Below are 16,584 nucleotides of genomic sequence, written 5' to 3' on the forward strand. Positions count from 1 at the left end.
AATCAACCTCAAAAAGATGTGCCCACACGCAGCTCTGATGAGCCAGGATTTCCAACTGTCTATTTGTGGATTACAAATCTACATTATGCTGGTGGGGATTATAATCCGAACCTACATAAAATCATTCCAAACAATTATATTTGTTTTAAGATGGATACCAATAACCTTACAGGCGCTATAGCTGCGCTAATGGATGAATATAAAAAAGCAGTTGATGAACTGATTGCGGTAATCGAACCAATTAGTCCGCATCAACTGACTAAAACCATTGAACCAGAAAGTTCAAATACAGATTGCATTTCCATTCAAACTATCTTAACGCATGTAACTGCTTCGATGTTTAGTTATGCGGTGTATATCGAAAATTCTATTGGATTGAAAACAGTCAGGCCGGACCGATTGAAGTTTGACCACATTACACCTTATATTTCAAGACTCGGGGAAGCACTTAAATATAACGAGGACTTTTTCATCAGAAATCCCGACATCACCATGGAGGAGTTCGATCAATCGAAAAAGATAAACACAAGGTGGGGACAGCAATACGATGTAGAACAAATGTTAGAGCACGCTATTGTTCATATTTTAAGACATAGGAGGCAGATTAAAAATGCTTTGACCAAGTTTAATTTTTTGTCCTTAGCAGAAAAATAATTTGCAATTCACTGAAAATAAATATATTTGCATCAAAATTTACAGAAATGCTACGTCAACTACATATCCAACAATTAAACTTTAGCCAGTCTTGTGGCATAAAGGGCTTGGGTATTGAATTAAATTTCCTCCCAAACCCTTAAGCGGTTTTAAGCTCCAGGGCACATAAACCCAAATTAAAATCATTTTATTACGCATTTGCTAAGCCTTTTACCGCTTATCAAAATTAATTATATCCGTTATGGACATTTATACCACTGTAGAAGAAAAATATCTACAGGCCATTGAAGAATTGCACTGGGGCGAATTACCCAAAGCACTTCAGTATTTTAACGAAATTATTGTTTTCGACCCTGATTATGCAAGAGCTTATTTTCAGCTAGGCGATATTTATCAGAATCATTTTAAAGATTATAAAACTGCAGGTTATTATTACAAACGTTGTATCGAGTTGGATGCCGATTTTCCTGAGGTTTATAAACCCTACCTGGAACTTGTGATTACGCTTAAAATGCATAAACTGGTAAAGCAGGTTGCAGAAAAGGCTTTGCTTGTACCTGGTGTTTGTGAAGCGCACATTTACGAATGTTTAGGGCTGCATGCCGAGCAACAGCAAAATTTTGCAGAAGCGGCAAACTATTTCAGAAAAGCAGAATTGTTTAATGCCGTTCAGGATGAACAGAGCACTTTACTGGAGCACCAAAACCGTATTAAAAGCAAAATGAATAGCACAAAAGCAATGATTTACGATCTACAAGGATAAAAGGCGCTGCCTTTTATCCTTTTTAATTAGCTGGATTGTCTTAAAATACTATTCGTCAAATTACCCTTGTTATTTTAATTTTGTTACTATCTTTACCGCACAATTACAAAGCATAAATCTTTAAATCAAAAATATTCGATATGTCAGCTCACGATTCACACGCACCGGTTCAGCAAACAAAAGGCATTTGGGCTTTACCATTAACGGCATGGATTCTGGTTTTATTATTGGTTGTTTATTTCACCAGACCAATCTTTAACCACGAAGAAGCACCTGCTCACCATGAAAAAACTGAAGCAGCGCACGAAAAACCAGAAGCACATCACTAGGAAGTTTCCAGTTATAAAAGCATAAAAAAGCGTTCAGATTTAAAATCAGAACGCTTTTTTTGTACCCCCTTATTCTTGCTATTTAAGTTGCCCCATGATGTTTGGGAAATCGGTAATGATGCCATCTACACCCAAGCTCATAAAATAATTCACTTCTTTTACCGTATTCACCGTCCAGGGGATAATTTTGATGCCCATTTCATGGCAGCGGTCTACCAAACCTTTACCTACCAGTACCGAGTAAGGGCTGTAAATGGTTGGTTTAAACCCTAATTTCTCAATATAATCTTCAAAAGGTTCTTTTTCGTCAATCAATAATGAGGTTTGTATTTTTGGGAATTTCTCGTGCAGGTATTGTAGCGTACGCATATCAAACGATTCGATAATGACTCTTTTGGCAAGTTTTTTCGAATTAATGACCTCCATAATCAGCTCTACAAATTCTGCAGGTTCCGGATGAAATTCATTGTCGCCATTTTTAATCGTTTTCGTTTCGATGCTATATACAGGTTTGGCGAGTTTATGTTCTTTAACATAAGCCTCAACCGCATTTATGGTTTCAGAAAGCAGGGGTTTGTAAGCTTTAAATTTCATCTGCCCGGGAAAGCGGCTGTGAACTTTGCTTCCTACATCAAACTTTTTAATCTCCTCATAATCCATCTTGTAGATGTTATAATTCTTCTGATCTTTGAGTGTAATCGGTTTCCCGTTGGGTTGCAAAGAAATCTCGTTATTGAAATAAGGCTCTTGCGAAAGCACCACTTGTTTATCTTTTGAAATCACAGCATCCATTTCTAAGGTGGTAACGCCTAAATCGATAGCTTTTAACATGCCTTCAATGGTATTCTCGGGCATAATACCGCGTGCACCAGCTTTACCCTGTACATCGAATTTCTTTTTTTGTGCAGAAACCTGAAAAAATAATAAAGTTAGGATTGAGAGCAGAAGTACTTTTTTATGCATGAATTTTAAACGTAAAATGGACAATTTATTATGATAATCATTTTCAGGAGCGCAAAAATTGTGCTTATATTTAACATTGCTCCCGCTTTCCACTATATCCTTTTCGCTGCGCTACGAGGATGCCGTTTCAATCGGGGCTAAACCCAAAGCAACTGCTGGTAAAAACAAGGTTCTGAAATAAAAAAAGGGCTTCTTTTATGGAGAGCCCTCTTTAATTCACATTTGTTACTTATCTTTCTGCTGGTACAAAGGCTTGTACAATTAAGTTCCAGCTTGCATCCGCTGCTTTTTCATAAACAAAAACATAGTTAAAGCTTTCGCGTAAATCGGCCTTGTAATCGATAGTAGCAACACCATAAGTATAAGCCAAATCGCTGCCGATTGCTTTATCTACGCCTGTTGTTTTCAGGTTAATTTTGCTGATCATGCCGTTATAAAAAGCAATAATTTTTCCTTTTCCATCAATGGCTTCGTTACCTGGGAAAAGCAAACGGGCATCATTGGTTAAAAAACCTCCAAATGCTGCAATTCCATGCGTTTTTAACAAAGTATTTAATGTTTTCTCGGTGGTTAAGATAATTTCTTTCCCAGCCTTAATTTCTTTTTCATTTAAGAACTTTGGTGCAACGTGATCTTTAGGTTCGATAAACTGTGGCGAAACTTTAGCCAAAGGTTTATTGCTCTCTGTTCCTAAATCAATGGCTAATTTCCATCTTCCATTTTCTGGTTTCCAGATCGATAAGTATTGACCGTATTTTTTCTCCGAAGTTCCAATTTCATAAGGCCCGGTAGTGAAACCTAAATCGCCACTACGTGATACTTTCGCCAGGTTTGGTGTCCACGTTACGTCGTTTTCAGCATTTGCTTTACCAGCGTAAAAAGTTTTGGCATTAACCGGATTTGGCCTGAACACTAAAGTGCTTGTTGTTGAATAGTCTATAAAAGCTTCTTTATCTCCATTTTTGGCAATTGATTTAGCAAAATCCTTCTCCGCATTTACTAAAGATTTGGTTGTTCCGTCACTTTTTTGGGCAAAAGCACCTAGGGCTAAAAGCGAAGCTATTACAGTTGAAAATAATTTTTTCATTATTAATTAAGATAATATGTTTTGCGAATATAAAATTTTCTTTAATGTATGGCCTTAAAAGTAATTAACAATTACACATTAAGGCCAGTTATTTTTCTCTATAAATGGTTTCTAAAACAGTTTGCCCGGTGGCCTTCAAGGTATTTTTATCAATGTTGGCTAAGTTATCCAATTGTGTGTGCCAATTAATATAAAAACCACTGTTATCACTGTAATGGATAATATCGATAGAAGAAACACCGGCTTTGTTCATCCAAAAATGATCATCAACTAATTTTCCGCTTGGTATTTTTGTAAAGTAAGAAGCATAGCCAATTTCATTACCAATATCCCAAACCAGGTTTACTACGTTTGGAGCAGCTTGACGGGAAATTTCATCCTGTGTAAACTGTGCGCTACCACCACCAACCATATCAAGGTTAATGCCATACAGAGCTTTATATCCTGTTGCAATTGCTTTTTTAGCCCAATACTGAGAGCCTAAGCACCATGTGGTTTCATCTGGTGTTTCATCATTGGCCTTGCCATAATCTTCCAAATCCCATAGTACGAAATCAATTCCAACATCTGGCTGTTTCTGCTGAATCTGACGTGCCATTTCCAAAATCACCGCCACTCCGCTCGCCCCATCATTTGCGGCATCAAAAGGTTTTGTATGATTTGTAGGGTCGGTATCCTGATCAGAAAATGGGCGGGCATCCCAATGTGCCGTAATTAAAACCCTCTTCTTTTTATCTGGATGAAATGCAGCAACAATGTTTTTCAGTTGAAAGCTCTTCCCATCATAAGTTTGCGTTCTCTCGCCTTGGATACTTACTTCGGCACCGAACAACTTTAATTTTGCCACCAAATAATCTGCACATTTTTGGTGTGCTTCCGTTCCCGGAATTCTTGGTCCGAAATCTACCTGCGTTTTGGTATAGGCATAAGCACTATCGGCATTAAAATCTGGAGAAGCTAAACTTAGTGGCTTCTCTCCAGTTTCATCAGCATTTTGGTTTGTTTTATTCTGACAAGCCTGAAATGCAATTAAAGCGAATAAAGGCAGGATGAAAAGTTTTTTATTCATTGTTTAATCTAACGGAAAATTGTTTAAAGTAGTGTGACTTATCTCTCATCCCCCTACCCCCTTCAAAGGGGGACGAATTAATTGCTAGAATAGTCCATTCCCCCTTTTGAAGGGGGCAGGGGGATGACCTGGCAAAAACTTGTTTCTTCAACAGGATCTCGGATGCTCCTTCTCCCACTTCTCTATAAAACATTGAATCGTCCTGTTCACATTCTCGATATCGTTCATTACCTCATCATCGCTAAACCTCAGAACATGAAAACCCAATGCTTTCAAAACATTTTCACGTGCTTTGTCTTTTTCAAATTGCCCCTCCCATTCATGAGAAAGTCCATCAACCTCGATAACCAACTTTAAATCTTTTGAAAAAAAATCTGCAATATAATTCGCAATCGGCCGCTGTCTTAAGAAAGAATATCCCAGCATTTTTTTATTCGTCAACAATTCACACCACATTCTTATCTCGGCTTTGGTACTATCATTTCGATGGCCTCTGGCAAAAGTTTTTAATTTAGAATTATAGTGGTTGTTATCCATGACATCTCAACGCTTTTCTTAGAAGTAAAAAGTCGAAATGAATATAGCAATCAATCTGCTCTTTTTATTAATCTTTAAAATAAATGTACTCTTCTTCATCCCCCTGCCCCCTTCAAAGGCTATCGTGTGGACACATCTCTGTGGATATCCCAACCCTGCATTGATGCTTTAAAATACTTGATGCCTATCCAAAGGGTAGTAATTCCTGGGTGCCTGTTACTTTCGTAGCCTTTCCATCCCCCAAGTCTGGCTATTGCCCATACATACCTCTTTAGGTCTTTTGCCTGATATGGGTTTTTCTGCTTTTGGGTTTTCCCTTCAAGACGGATTATCCGATGATCAAGAAACTCCTGTTCCTGGGCCGTAAAACAGGAATCTGCTGACAGTTCTATCTCAGGCTCTGCATAGGAGAGTCTCATGAGAAACAGTTTGATCACCACTTCCATGATCAGTATAGAAAGTTTTTTAACCGAAGAGGCGTATTCAAGTTCCGATGCTTCTATGTTGTATCCCTCTTTCTTAAGTATCTTGAATACTTCCTCTATAGTCCATCGCCAGCTGTACCATTCTATACAGGCCTTTGCCATTTCGATACTTTCTACAGGAAGGGTAGTCAGCAACCTCCAGCAGATACTGTCCTCTCCTGCGTAGCCAACCTCTTTTGCCTCTACCATAAACAGGGGTACTGTAGTGGGCAACCCCTTGCTGGTACCCTTTGTGCTTTTTATTTCGATATCTCTATACCTGACCTCTATTTTAGCAGTCCGCTTTTTCCGTTTCCCCTTGGCGGCTACAGGAAGTTCGTAGTATCCTGCTGACTCATAGGCGGAAAGGCAATCGAAAAGCTTGGTCTTATCGCCCAGCGTTCTGTTGGATCTTGCCCGGACCAATAGATCGGTGTGCCCATCTGGAATGAGCGCAAACTGTTCATATATATCGCCCTCTCTGTCCTGAACGATCAGCATACCCTTTACAACATCGCTTAATGCAGATTTGGTATTGTTCGAAGCCTCGATCCATTTATAGGATTCTTTCTCTTCTATAGGCAGCGATTGGTACTGACGCTCAAATTTTGAGCTAAACTCCAGCGGTCGGTTCCATATCTTAATGTCAGAGTAACCATAGGGAATGCAGTTCTCTGCATCAACAACCAGGCTTGGATGTATAAAAAAGCCAAGCCCCTTAACTTTGTTTGCATTGGTGGTGCCTAGGCCACTGGTTTTATTTATCCTATTCCCGTGACTACTAAGGTTAATCTCGGTAGTGTCCTGAAAGCAGATAACATATCTGCCTGAACATGCTGCTTTACAGTTCCCAATAAGGTTGGACAAGAGTTCATCCTCGCTTATCCGTTCATTCAGGAGAAAACGGTAGAAGCCTTTTGCGGATGCATCATCATCTGTAAGTTGCCGTATCGAATGAACACTCCGGCTAAAAAGGTCATTTAAAATCTTATTCCCTCTTAAAAGTAAACGATGATCCCCTAAATCTGTAAATTCTCGATGCATATCAAGCGCAAAGTAAATAAAAAGATGTGTCCACACGATAGCTTCAAAGGGGGACGGATTCCTTGGTGAACTTTAAATGTACAGGTTTTGTTTTCCCGCGCTTAACTCGTTCTCAGTTTAAGGGGGCTTGGGATGCTTATAAATGCAATCTTCTAAGAAAGAATATAATCTACAATCGCCTGGCAATGAATTTTAGTGGTATCGAATATTGGAATTTCAAAGTCAGCCTGACTAATCAGCATTAGAATTTCTGTGCATCCCAGAATAATGCCTTCAGCGCCATCTGCTATCAAATCATTAATTTTTTGATATACTGCTCCCTGGTTTCCGCTAAAATTAATCCTCTACCCAGTTCTTCTTTAAGTGTAAACTGTATGTAATCACGGGTTTCTTTCCTGGCTGGCACCAATACGTTTAATCCATGGTCTTCGAGCTTTTTAATATAAAAGTCCTTTTCCATGGTAAGTACGGTACCCAATAAACCTACCTTTTTAATTCCTGTAGCATTTATGGCTTTAGCAGTTTCTGTACCGATATGGATAATCGGCAAAGCAATTTTTTCCTGAAGCTGATCGGCAAAAAGATGGGCTGTATTGGCACATAACACAATGGCTTCTACACCACTACGCTTTAAACGCTCACAGGCATCTAGCAAAAGATCAAACGATCCTTCCCAGGTTTTATCCTGAACATCAGCAAAATTAAGGGAGTAAATTAAACATTCGGCGAAATTTAATCCACCCAGCCGCTCATTTACGCCCTCATTTATAAAACGATAATAATCTATTGTCGATACCCAGCTAATGCCGCCTACTAAACCAATTTTTCTCATTATTAAAATCGACTCATGACTTTGGACTACAGACTCAGGACTAATTAAGACTTACTCCAGGTCGTACCCTCTTTGCCATCCTTAAGCTGGATACCCAATTCCTGTAATCCGATACGAATACGATCAGAAGTAGCATAATCTTTATTAGCTTTCGCTTCTGTCCTTAAGTTAATTACCATATCCAAAACGCCGTTTAAGTCGTTACCTCCGGCATCCTCATCTTTCAGTCCTAAAATATCGAATACGAAATCGTTAATCAGCTGCTTTAACTTTTCTAAAGCTTCGGCAGAGATTTTTCCTTTACCATCGTAAACGGTATTGATAATTCTTACCGCTTCAAATAGTTCGGCAATCAGAATCGGACTGTTAAAATCGTCATTCATCGCGTGGATGCATTTATCCTTCAGTGCATCTATATCGAAATCGTTCTGCTCCGAAACGGTCAACTTATCTAACAAACCAATGGCAGCCATTAAGCGGCGAAAGCCCTTTTCTGAAGCATCCAATGCATCATTAGAAAAATCTAAAGTACTGCGGTAGTGTGCCTGTAACATAAAAAACTTAACCGTCATCGGGCTAAAGCCTTTTTTCAATAAAGGGTGATCGCCAGTAAATAATTCTAAAGGAAGAAAACCATTCCCGGCTGATTTAGACATTCTCGTACCGTTTACGGTAAGCATATTGGTGTGCATCCAATAGCGGGCAGGCTGTTTATGGCTACAAGCTTCAGATTGTGCAATTTCATTGGTATGGTGCGTTGCCGCTAAATCCATTCCACCACCGTGGATATCAAATTCGGCACCCAAATATTTAGCACTCATAGCCGAACATTCGATATGCCAGCCCGGAAAACCCATGCCCCAGGGCGATTGCCATTGCATTAGGGTTTCAGGTTTCGCTTTTATCCAGAGTGCAAAATCCAGCCTTCCGCGTTTCTCATCCTGGCCACCCAGTTCTCTGGTATTGTTCAGCATATCTTCCAGATTGCGGTTGGTTAAAATGGTATAATTATATTCTTTGCTATATTTTTCTACATCAAAATATACGTTACCATCAACCTCGTAACCATAACCATTGGCAATAATTACCTTAATCATTTCAATCTGCTCAATAATGTGACCTGTAGCCGTAGGCTCAATACTTGGTGGCAAGGTATTAAACATACGCAATACATCATGGAAACCTAAAGTGTACTTCTGTACAATTTCCATTGGCTCAAGCTGCTCTAATTTAGCACGTTTCGCAAACTTATCGTCACCCTCGTCCCTATCGCCCTCTAAGTGACCTGCATCAGTAATATTACGTACATAACGTACTTTATAACCCGCATATTTAAGATACCTAAAAATTAAATCGAAAGAAATAAACGTACGGCAATTACCCAGGTGCACATCACTATAAACTGTAGGGCCGCAAACATACATCCCAACATTGGGTGCATTTAAGGGTTGAAAAAGTTCTTTTTTGCGCGAAAGCGTATTATAAAGCTGTAAGCCAGTATTCATATTGCAAATGTAAGATTAAGTTAGAAAGTTGAAACGTTAAAAGTTGCAATGTTTCGCTTATGATTTTTCTCAAACATTTGAAAAGCAATTAGTCTTTCGTTAGAATTGTCATCCTGAGCCTGTCGAAGGATCTTTAAAAAAATGATTTAATACTGTCTGTTACCAGCTTAGGGTTTTTTCTTTAACATTTGAAAAGGTAATTGCTGCTTATCGGTTACAACAGTCCCTCTTTCCGCTGTAGCTTCGCCGAAGGGGCTCAGGCTGCCGCTTCAATAGGGTTTAGCTTGGTTATTTCTGTGCTTTTGGCGTGAAAAACCGGCGCCAAACTTGCGAAGCCTGCCCAGCCTATGGCTTTGTGAGACTTCGCAAGTTGCCCTGGCACGCGGTGTGCTGTCAGATGTTACCATCTGACAGTAAAAACAAAATTTAATCTTTAATTTTAGCTTCATCTATCAAAACATCAGTAAAAATGGTTCAGATCAGAGAAATTTTAGAGCAAGATGCCGAGAGCGTAGCCGCACTTTCTACACAACTGGGTTACGAAAGTGACGTCAAGCAAACATCGGCCAGAATTAAAAGCATAAATAACAGTAACGAAAACTGCGCATTTGTTGCTTTAGTTGATGGCAAAGTAGCAGGCTGGATTCATGGTTTTTATACCCTTCGGATAGAATCCGATCCATTTGTCGAAATAGGTGGCTTGATTGTGGATGAAAATTACCGAAACCTAAAAATTGGCAAACAGTTGATTGAGCATGTAAACCTTTGGGCAAAAGCGCATCAGGTAAAAAAACTAAAGGTAAGGTGTAATACCAAACGCACCGAAAGTCATCGGTTTTATGAGCGGATTGGCTTTAAAGAGAATAAACGGCAGATCGCTTTTGAAATGGAGCTGGATTAACTTTTTCGTATCAGATAGAAATATCTGACACTAAGAGCAGGCCCTTGCTAAACTTGCGAAGTCTAGCTCCGCTCCTGCCCGGCAGACTTTGCAAGTTCGCCCTCACAGTTAACCGCTTAACCAATTCAAACAATTAAGCAATTCACCCTAATTATTACAACCCTCAAACATTTCAGCATTGTAACATTTCAATCCTATTCGTTAACTTTGTACCATGATTGATTTACCGGTAGTACCTGCTGTGACTGAAGTTAAACGTAAACCAGATTGGTTACGTGTAAAATTACCTGTTGGTAAGGAATATGCACAAGTTCGCAGTTTAGTAGACACGCACAAGCTCCACACCATCTGCGAAAGCGGCAATTGCCCAAATATGGGCGAATGTTGGGGCGCAGGCACGGCAACATTCATGATTTTAGGTAACATCTGTACCCGTAGCTGCTCTTTCTGCGCAGTTGCAACCGGACGTCCTTTGGCTGTTGATGCTGACGAACCAAACCGAATTGCCGATTCGGTAAGATTAATGGGTGTTAAACATTGCGTAATTACTTCGGTAGATCGCGATGATTTAAAAGATGGCGGCTCAATCATCTGGGCAGAAACCTTACAGGCCATCCGCAGAGAAAGTCCAATTACCACGTTGGAAACCCTAATCCCCGATTTTAAAGGTCAGTGGGATAATTTATATCACGTATTAGAAGAAAGACCAGAAGTGGTTTCGCACAACATGGAAACGGTTAAGCGTTTAACCAAACAAGTGCGGATCCAGGCAAAATACGACAGAAGTTTAGAAGCGTTAAAAAGAATTTCAGAATTTGGTTTAAGAACAAAAACAGGTATTATGCTTGGCTTGGGCGAAACCGAAGAAGATATTTTCGAAGCCATGGACGATTTGGTTGCCAATGGTGTGCATATTTTAACTTTAGGGCAATACTTACAACCTACGCGCAACCACCACCCGGTTATAGATTGGATCCATCCTGATACTTTTGCCATGTATAAAGAGGCTGGTTTAGCAAAAGGTTTAAAGTATGTAGAAAGTGGTCCGCTGGTACGCTCATCTTACCATGCCGAAAAACACCTTTTTCCGATTGAAGGAATTGCATAATTCACTTATTTAACCAGGAATTTCAAACGTTTTATAATGTACTCCTAAGCGGAATGCCTTTATAAAACATTTTTTTGCTTTTACTGTTCTGTATTGTATCTTAGCAACCAATAGTGACTGCATTAAAAAAATTAACCCTAACCGAGCCTGAACTTGTTCAAGCACTGCAATCGAAAGATCCAGCGGTTCTAAAAACACTGTACAGCATGTATTCGTCAGCGCTTTACGGCGTTATCTCGCGTATTATCACTCACACAGAGCTTGCTGAAGATGTACTACAAGAAACTTTTGTAAAAATCTGGCAGTCTGCTGCACACTATGACAATACTAAAGGACGTTTGTTTACGTGGATGATGAACATTGCCCGCAATTTATCGATCGACAAACTACGTTCTAAAGACTTTAAGAATTCACTCAAAAACCAAGATATAGAAAATAACGTAAGTTTCGTTGAAGAACAAAACAAGGTAACGTTTAATCCTGATGTTCTTGGAGTTAAGCAACTTGTAGAGAACCTTAAACCGGATTTACAAGCAGTTCTTGATTTAGTTTATTACAAGGGTTTCACCCATGTGGAAGCCGCAGAAAAGTTAGATCTGCCATTAGGTACGGTGAAAACCCGGATCCGGTTGGCTATTATTGAATTGAGAAGGAATTTTAATTGAGCGTGGAAAATTTAAAAGCATATATCGAATCTGGAGTACTCGAACTGTACGTTTTAGGTGATTTATCACCTGAAGAAGCGTTGCAGGTAGAGGAAATGGCATCTCAATACCCTGAGGTAAGAGATGAAATAGCTGCCATTGAGCAAGCTATGGAGCAATATGCTATGCAAAATGCTGTGGAACCATCTGCAGATGTAGAAACAAGATTATTCGAAAAGTTGGGGTTAAATGAAGTTGAAGAGCATGTGAATGTTCAGCCCGAACCTATTTATACAGAAGAACCAAGAATTATACGTTTAGATGGAAGTGATGCCAAAGTAAGAACTTTGCGTTACGCCTTAGTTGCTTGTATAGCTTTATTGGTGGTAAGTACGGCAGCATTGTTTATTACGTATAACAAGCTAAATGCCGCACACGACCAAATTGCAAGTTTAAACCTGGATAAACAAAAATTTGCTGGCCTGGTAAGCAAGTTAGAATTTGAAAACCAGGGCTTGGATAATATGGCTGCAATGGCCGACAGTAAAGAATGGGCAACCATCAGAATGGCTGGTCAGGCTTTTAGCCCTGGCTCGAAAATGAAAGTTTACTGGAACAAGAAAGATAAAAGTGTACTGATTAACTATGTAGCTATGGATTTACCCAAAACCGATGCAGAACATCAATACCAGCTATGGGCTTTGGTAAACGGCAAACCGGTAAGTTTAGGCGTATTCGGAAAAACGGATTCAACTAACAACGAAGCGTTATTAAAAATGCAAGCCATTCAGGAAGCACAGGCTTTCGCCGTAACTATAGAGCCTATGGGCGGAAGTGTTAACCCAACAATGGAAAAACTAACCGTAATGGGTGGTGTTTAAGTAGAAATTATTAGTTAAAATATTAAATCCCGGCATTTATTAATGTTGGGATTTTTTGTTTTTATAACATTAATTTTCGTTGATGTTTATTATAAGAAAACGAACAGTTCCGACTCCGTAGGTGCTGCAGTCTCGTTATACACTCCAATCTTTTTATTGCAAATTCAATACATCAGGCAATACGTTTAGTCTAATCTATTTTAAGCAATAAAAAGGATTTCCGTTACTACCGGGTTTAGGAACAATGGGGCTGTGGGTTTTGACCTTTCGCCTGCCCTTTGTAAGCAATGGTTTTGCGCCCTGCAGCCCTAAATAGGATGAATGGCCGCGCCACCTAAACCTGGCAGCAGCGAACACCGAACGTAGAGAGGTAAAGCGAATGGCAGGACTACCTAACCCCAAATGCTCCTGCAATTGCTTTCCAAAAAAAAGGACTAATTATCTAGATTATTTATGCGTAATGTGAAAACGAACATTCCAGTCTCTGTAGGTACTATAGTCCCGTTATACACTCCAATCTTTTTATTGCAATTTCTGCCTACAGGCGAAAAGCATAGATAAACTTCCTTCCAGGCAATAAAAAGGATTTCCGCTACTACCGGGTTTAGGAATAGAGGGGGCAGGTGATTATTCTGCACCCTGCAACCCTCAATAGTAAAACAAGCAGTGCCCCCTAAACCTGACAGTAGCGGGCACCGAACGCAGAGAGGTAAAGCGGATGGCAGGACTATCGTTGCCTAAATGCTTCTGCAATTGCTTTCCAAAAAAAGCGTATACATATACATTTAATTTGTAAATCTTATCCACTGGAGTGAACGAAATGGAGAAACCTTATCGATTAAAATCTCTCCACTGCGGTCGAGATGACGATTCTACCAAATCAAGATTTAGCTGCGTACTTCACCTCTTCGTAAGGCTGTACCAATACCCAACCCTCTCCGAAAAACTCCAATTGGAAAGATTCGCCGCTTCCTCTTCCGATAAAAGAACCGAAAGTTAAATTGGTTTTAATGTTTGGCGTTAAGTTTTCAGACCAGGCCACTGTAGCATTAGGATCGGTATATACAGCCTGGTTGCCTGTAACCCTCAATAAGATTGGCTCACCATGCGTGGTAATGGCAATATAGCCACTGCCCGATAATTTAACCTGAAATAAACCACCACTCATCATCCCTGCAATGCTTTTTAGCATTTTTATTTCGTTTTTGATATTCTCTTCTAAAGCCAATACATCATTTCCGTTTACAAAAACTGCTTCGTTTTGTAGTTTGATAATCTTTACTTTCTTACCTTCATCGGCTAAATATAGTTTACCTGTTCCGGTTGCGTGCATCAATGAGGTACCTTCGCCTGATATGGCTTTCTTTAATAAACCGCCCAAACCTTTACTCAACAGCCCTTCTCTTTTAAAATCTATATTTCCGATGTAAGCAACCATCGAACCTACTTTTGCCAGGATTTTTTGATTTTTTAAATTTACCTCCAGCATAGCCGGTTTCTCTAATTCGAAAAAATCGTTTTCATTTGGATTTTCTGCCGATTCCTGAATTAATTCATTCAGTGTATACTCTTTTTGTGCCATAATAATTTTTTTCCGTTTTAAGCTATCTGTTATTTTAATATTCCTTTAAACTATAAATTATTAACTAGAAGCATAGTAGATTAATGCGGTTTTTTTTCCACAATTGTGGTTAACGACATCATAAACAAACTATTTGGATACAAGTACTTTAATTTCTTTTGACACCCTGGCTGCAACCTGCGAGGCAGTAACCACAAAGTGTTCATGTGCTAAATGATCGCCTGCTTTTCCATGGATGTAGCAAGCCAAAATAGCGGCATCTGTTGCGGTATATTTCTGTGCTACAAAGCCTGCAATAATGCCAGTTAAGATATCGCCCATTCCGCCCTGCGCCATCGCCGGATTGCCTGTAGGATTGATGAGCACCTTGCCTGTAGGCAGGCAGATAAAGGTATATTGGTTTTTTAGCACAATAACGATCTTCTGCTTCCTGGCCTGTCCTTTAGCTGTTTGCAGCCTGTCCCACCAGTTATCATGTTCGCCAAATAACCGATCGAACTCTTTCATGTGTGGGGTGATAATGGTATTTGCGGCAAGTTTATTGATTAGATCGGGTCTTTCGCCTAAGATATTTAAAGCATCTGCATCGATGATCATTGCCAGGTTGGCCATAATCAAGCTTTCCAGCAGTTTTTCATTTTCAGCTTCGGTACCTAAGCCCGGACCAATAGCAATTGCCTGATATTTCTTTGGGTTTTCTATCCTTGTATATTCATCCCTTGGCAGGGCCATTACTTCTGGCAGGGCGGTATTTAAAGCTGTTAATCCATGCTGTGGGATACAGGCTGTAGTTAATCCTGCCCCTGTATTTAAACAGGCCATTGAAGAAAGCAAAGCCGCGCCCATGGTATTGGTATTTCCCGCAATAATCAGTGCATGGCCGTAAGTTCCTTTATGACTGAACAATTTTCGGGGCTGAAGGATCTTTTCAATATCACCTTCCTCCACCAAATAGAAATCAGCCTCTTGTTTTTGGATAAAAGCCTCATCCAGATCAATATCAACCACCTCATATTTTTCAGTCGCCATGGCCGACTCTGGGAAGAAAAAATTAATCTTCGGCCGTTGAAAACAAATTGTTTTATAGGCTTTTATACCATTGTAATCTTTAGGCAGCTTACCTTCAGCAAAAAAACCAGTAGGTACATCAACCGCATACACTTTTTTATTCAGCTTGTTAATGGCCTGTACCAGCGCCTCAAATTCTCCGCTTAAAGGTTTATTTAAACCAGAGCCTAAAATGGCGTCGATAATTAAATCAGCTTTCAGATTCTTTACATCAGAAGCCTGAGTAATGATTGTTTTTTTACAACGTGTTTCCTCAATCCGCTGCAGGTTGATGGCAAAATCGTCGCTCTGTTTTTTACCGAAGTCAATAATATAGACTTTTATATTCCCGTATCCGTTGGCAATCAGCAAATGAGCTATGGCCAGTCCGTCACCCCCATTATTCCCCTTTCCACAGCATATAGCAATACTTTTATTCGTATCGAACTCATCTCTTAAAAAAGTTTGAACAAAAGCCCTTGCAGCTTTTTCCATCAGATCGATAGAGGCAATGGGTTTATTGGCAATGGTAAACTGATCGGCACTGCGCATTTGGGCAGAAGTAAGCAATGTTCGCATATAACTAAGATAAGGTTATACAGCTATAATACAAAAGATCTGATTTTGTTTGGTTCTGCACTTCCCAGTAAGCTAGTTTTTTAAAATAACTTAAAATACTATCTTTTAATTTTTATACCTTTTGCCAATCTTTAGCGTTGTCTATTGAATTAAATTAAATCTCAAAACAATGAATCAAAAACCATCGAATGCATTCGTGGCAGCTGCCTGGCTTGCATTAGGTATCGGAATGATCGGCTTTATTGTAGGCCTGTGGCGTTCTGATATGCTTCTCAATGAAAAAGGATATTATTTTACCGTATTGATGTTTGGCCTTTTCGCCGTAATCTCTTTACAAAAAGCTGTTCGCGATAAATTGGAAGGAATTCCGGTTACTGAAATTTATTACGGCATCAGTTGGTTCTCTACGCTGTTAACCATTACCTTATTGGTGATTGGTTTGTGGAATGCTACTTTGCTGCCCAGCGAAAAAGGGTTTTATGCCTTTGCCTTTTTACTCTCGCTGTTTGGCGCCATTACAGTGCAGAAAAACACGAGAGACAGCCAGATAGCGAATAAAAACCGCGATTCGGAATAAGCATCAAAGCCAGTAAGA

General features: G+C 39.6%; 18 protein-coding genes. 8 read left to right on the top strand and 10 right to left on the bottom strand.

The genetic code is table 11. The features are described 5' to 3' along the window. Positions 1-150: 150 nt before the first annotated feature. The 3 genes from QF042_RS24165 to QF042_RS24175 all read left to right on the top strand — a co-directional run bounded on the left by QF042_RS24165 (position 151) and on the right by QF042_RS24175 (position 1,746). Positions 151-654: a DinB family protein gene (locus QF042_RS24165; protein ID WP_307532714.1), complete on the top strand. Its 504-nt coding sequence runs from the start codon at positions 151-153 to the stop codon at positions 652-654. 241 nt (positions 655-895) lie between these two features. Continuing rightward, a complete protein-coding gene (locus QF042_RS24170; RefSeq protein WP_307532715.1) occupies positions 896-1,417 on the top strand; it encodes a hypothetical protein in 522 nt (173 codons plus the stop codon). A gap of 140 nt (positions 1,418-1,557) precedes the next feature. After that, on the top strand, positions 1,558-1,746 hold the full coding sequence (locus tag QF042_RS24175) for a hypothetical protein (RefSeq protein WP_029280597.1): 189 nt from the start codon (positions 1,558-1,560) through the stop codon (positions 1,744-1,746). Positions 1,747-1,824: 78 nt separating this feature from the next. Here QF042_RS24175 and QF042_RS24180 read toward each other — a convergent pair whose 3' ends face one another. From QF042_RS24180 to cysS, 8 genes are all read right to left on the bottom strand, one after another. Further along, positions 1,825-2,709, bottom strand: coding sequence for a glycerophosphodiester phosphodiesterase family protein (locus QF042_RS24180; protein WP_307532716.1), 885 nt, complete (start codon positions 2,707-2,709; stop codon positions 1,825-1,827). A gap of 229 nt (positions 2,710-2,938) precedes the next feature. After that, positions 2,939-3,796: a nuclear transport factor 2 family protein gene (locus QF042_RS24185; RefSeq protein ID WP_307532717.1), complete on the bottom strand. Its 858-nt coding sequence runs from the start codon at positions 3,794-3,796 to the stop codon at positions 2,939-2,941. Between the two features lie 88 nt (positions 3,797-3,884). Next, positions 3,885-4,865, bottom strand: coding sequence for a M28 family peptidase (locus tag QF042_RS24190; protein ID WP_307532718.1), 981 nt, complete (start codon positions 4,863-4,865; stop codon positions 3,885-3,887). 147 nt (positions 4,866-5,012) lie between these two features. Then, positions 5,013-5,402 carry an endonuclease domain-containing protein gene (locus tag QF042_RS24195; protein ID WP_307532719.1) on the bottom strand — a complete coding sequence of 130 codons (390 nt, stop codon included), beginning with the start codon at positions 5,400-5,402 and terminating at the stop codon, positions 5,013-5,015. A 119-nt stretch (positions 5,403-5,521) separates the two neighbouring features. After that, entirely contained in the window at positions 5,522-6,910 is a 1,389-nt protein-coding gene (locus QF042_RS24200) for an IS4 family transposase (protein WP_307527453.1), read from the bottom strand. A gap of 152 nt (positions 6,911-7,062) precedes the next feature. Next, entirely contained in the window at positions 7,063-7,203 is a 141-nt protein-coding gene (locus QF042_RS24205; protein ID WP_307532720.1) for an aspartate/glutamate racemase family protein, read from the bottom strand. Next, positions 7,200-7,742, bottom strand: a complete 543-nt coding sequence (locus QF042_RS24210) for an aspartate/glutamate racemase family protein (RefSeq protein WP_307532721.1) — start codon at positions 7,740-7,742, stop codon at positions 7,200-7,202. Before QF042_RS24210 ends, QF042_RS24205 begins: the two co-directional genes overlap by 4 nt. Positions 7,743-7,786: 44 nt before the next feature. After that, a complete protein-coding gene (gene cysS / locus QF042_RS24215; protein WP_307532722.1) occupies positions 7,787-9,247 on the bottom strand; it encodes a cysteine--tRNA ligase in 1,461 nt (486 codons plus the stop codon). A 469-nt stretch (positions 9,248-9,716) separates the two neighbouring features. Here cysS and QF042_RS24220 point away from each other — a divergent pair, with 469 nt between their 5' ends. The 4 genes from QF042_RS24220 to QF042_RS24235 all read left to right on the top strand — a co-directional run bounded on the left by QF042_RS24220 (position 9,717) and on the right by QF042_RS24235 (position 12,781). Further along, complete coding sequence (locus QF042_RS24220; protein WP_307532723.1) at positions 9,717-10,148, top strand: GNAT family N-acetyltransferase; 432 nt, start codon at positions 9,717-9,719, stop codon at positions 10,146-10,148. Positions 10,149-10,362: 214 nt separating this feature from the next. After that, positions 10,363-11,256: a lipoyl synthase gene (gene lipA, locus QF042_RS24225; RefSeq protein WP_307532724.1), complete on the top strand. Its 894-nt coding sequence runs from the start codon at positions 10,363-10,365 to the stop codon at positions 11,254-11,256. Between the two features lie 113 nt (positions 11,257-11,369). Continuing rightward, on the top strand, positions 11,370-11,921 hold the full coding sequence (locus tag QF042_RS24230; protein ID WP_307532725.1) for an RNA polymerase sigma factor: 552 nt from the start codon (positions 11,370-11,372) through the stop codon (positions 11,919-11,921). Positions 11,922-11,923: 2 nt separating this feature from the next. Beyond that, on the top strand, positions 11,924-12,781 hold the full coding sequence (locus tag QF042_RS24235; protein ID WP_307532726.1) for an anti-sigma factor: 858 nt from the start codon (positions 11,924-11,926) through the stop codon (positions 12,779-12,781). A gap of 880 nt (positions 12,782-13,661) precedes the next feature. Here QF042_RS24235 and QF042_RS24240 read toward each other — a convergent pair. Together QF042_RS24240 and QF042_RS24245 are read right to left on the bottom strand one after the other, a co-directional pair. Further along, positions 13,662-14,363 carry an AIM24 family protein gene (locus tag QF042_RS24240; RefSeq protein WP_131027862.1) on the bottom strand — a complete coding sequence of 234 codons (702 nt, stop codon included), beginning with the start codon at positions 14,361-14,363 and terminating at the stop codon, positions 13,662-13,664. Between the two features lie 129 nt (positions 14,364-14,492). After that, positions 14,493-15,989 (bottom strand): NAD(P)H-hydrate dehydratase, encoded by a 1,497-nt coding sequence (locus tag QF042_RS24245; protein WP_307532727.1) that lies wholly within the window; start codon positions 15,987-15,989, stop codon positions 14,493-14,495. A gap of 169 nt (positions 15,990-16,158) precedes the next feature. On the opposite strand from QF042_RS24245, the gene yiaA reads away from it, so the two are divergent. Beyond that, positions 16,159-16,566, top strand: a complete 408-nt coding sequence (gene yiaA / locus QF042_RS24250) for an inner membrane protein YiaA (RefSeq protein WP_086549109.1) — start codon at positions 16,159-16,161, stop codon at positions 16,564-16,566. Positions 16,567-16,584: the final 18 nt, after the last annotated feature.

The sequence above is a fragment of the Pedobacter sp. W3I1 genome, assembly GCF_030816015.1.
Lineage (GTDB): Bacteria > Bacteroidota > Bacteroidia > Sphingobacteriales > Sphingobacteriaceae > Pedobacter.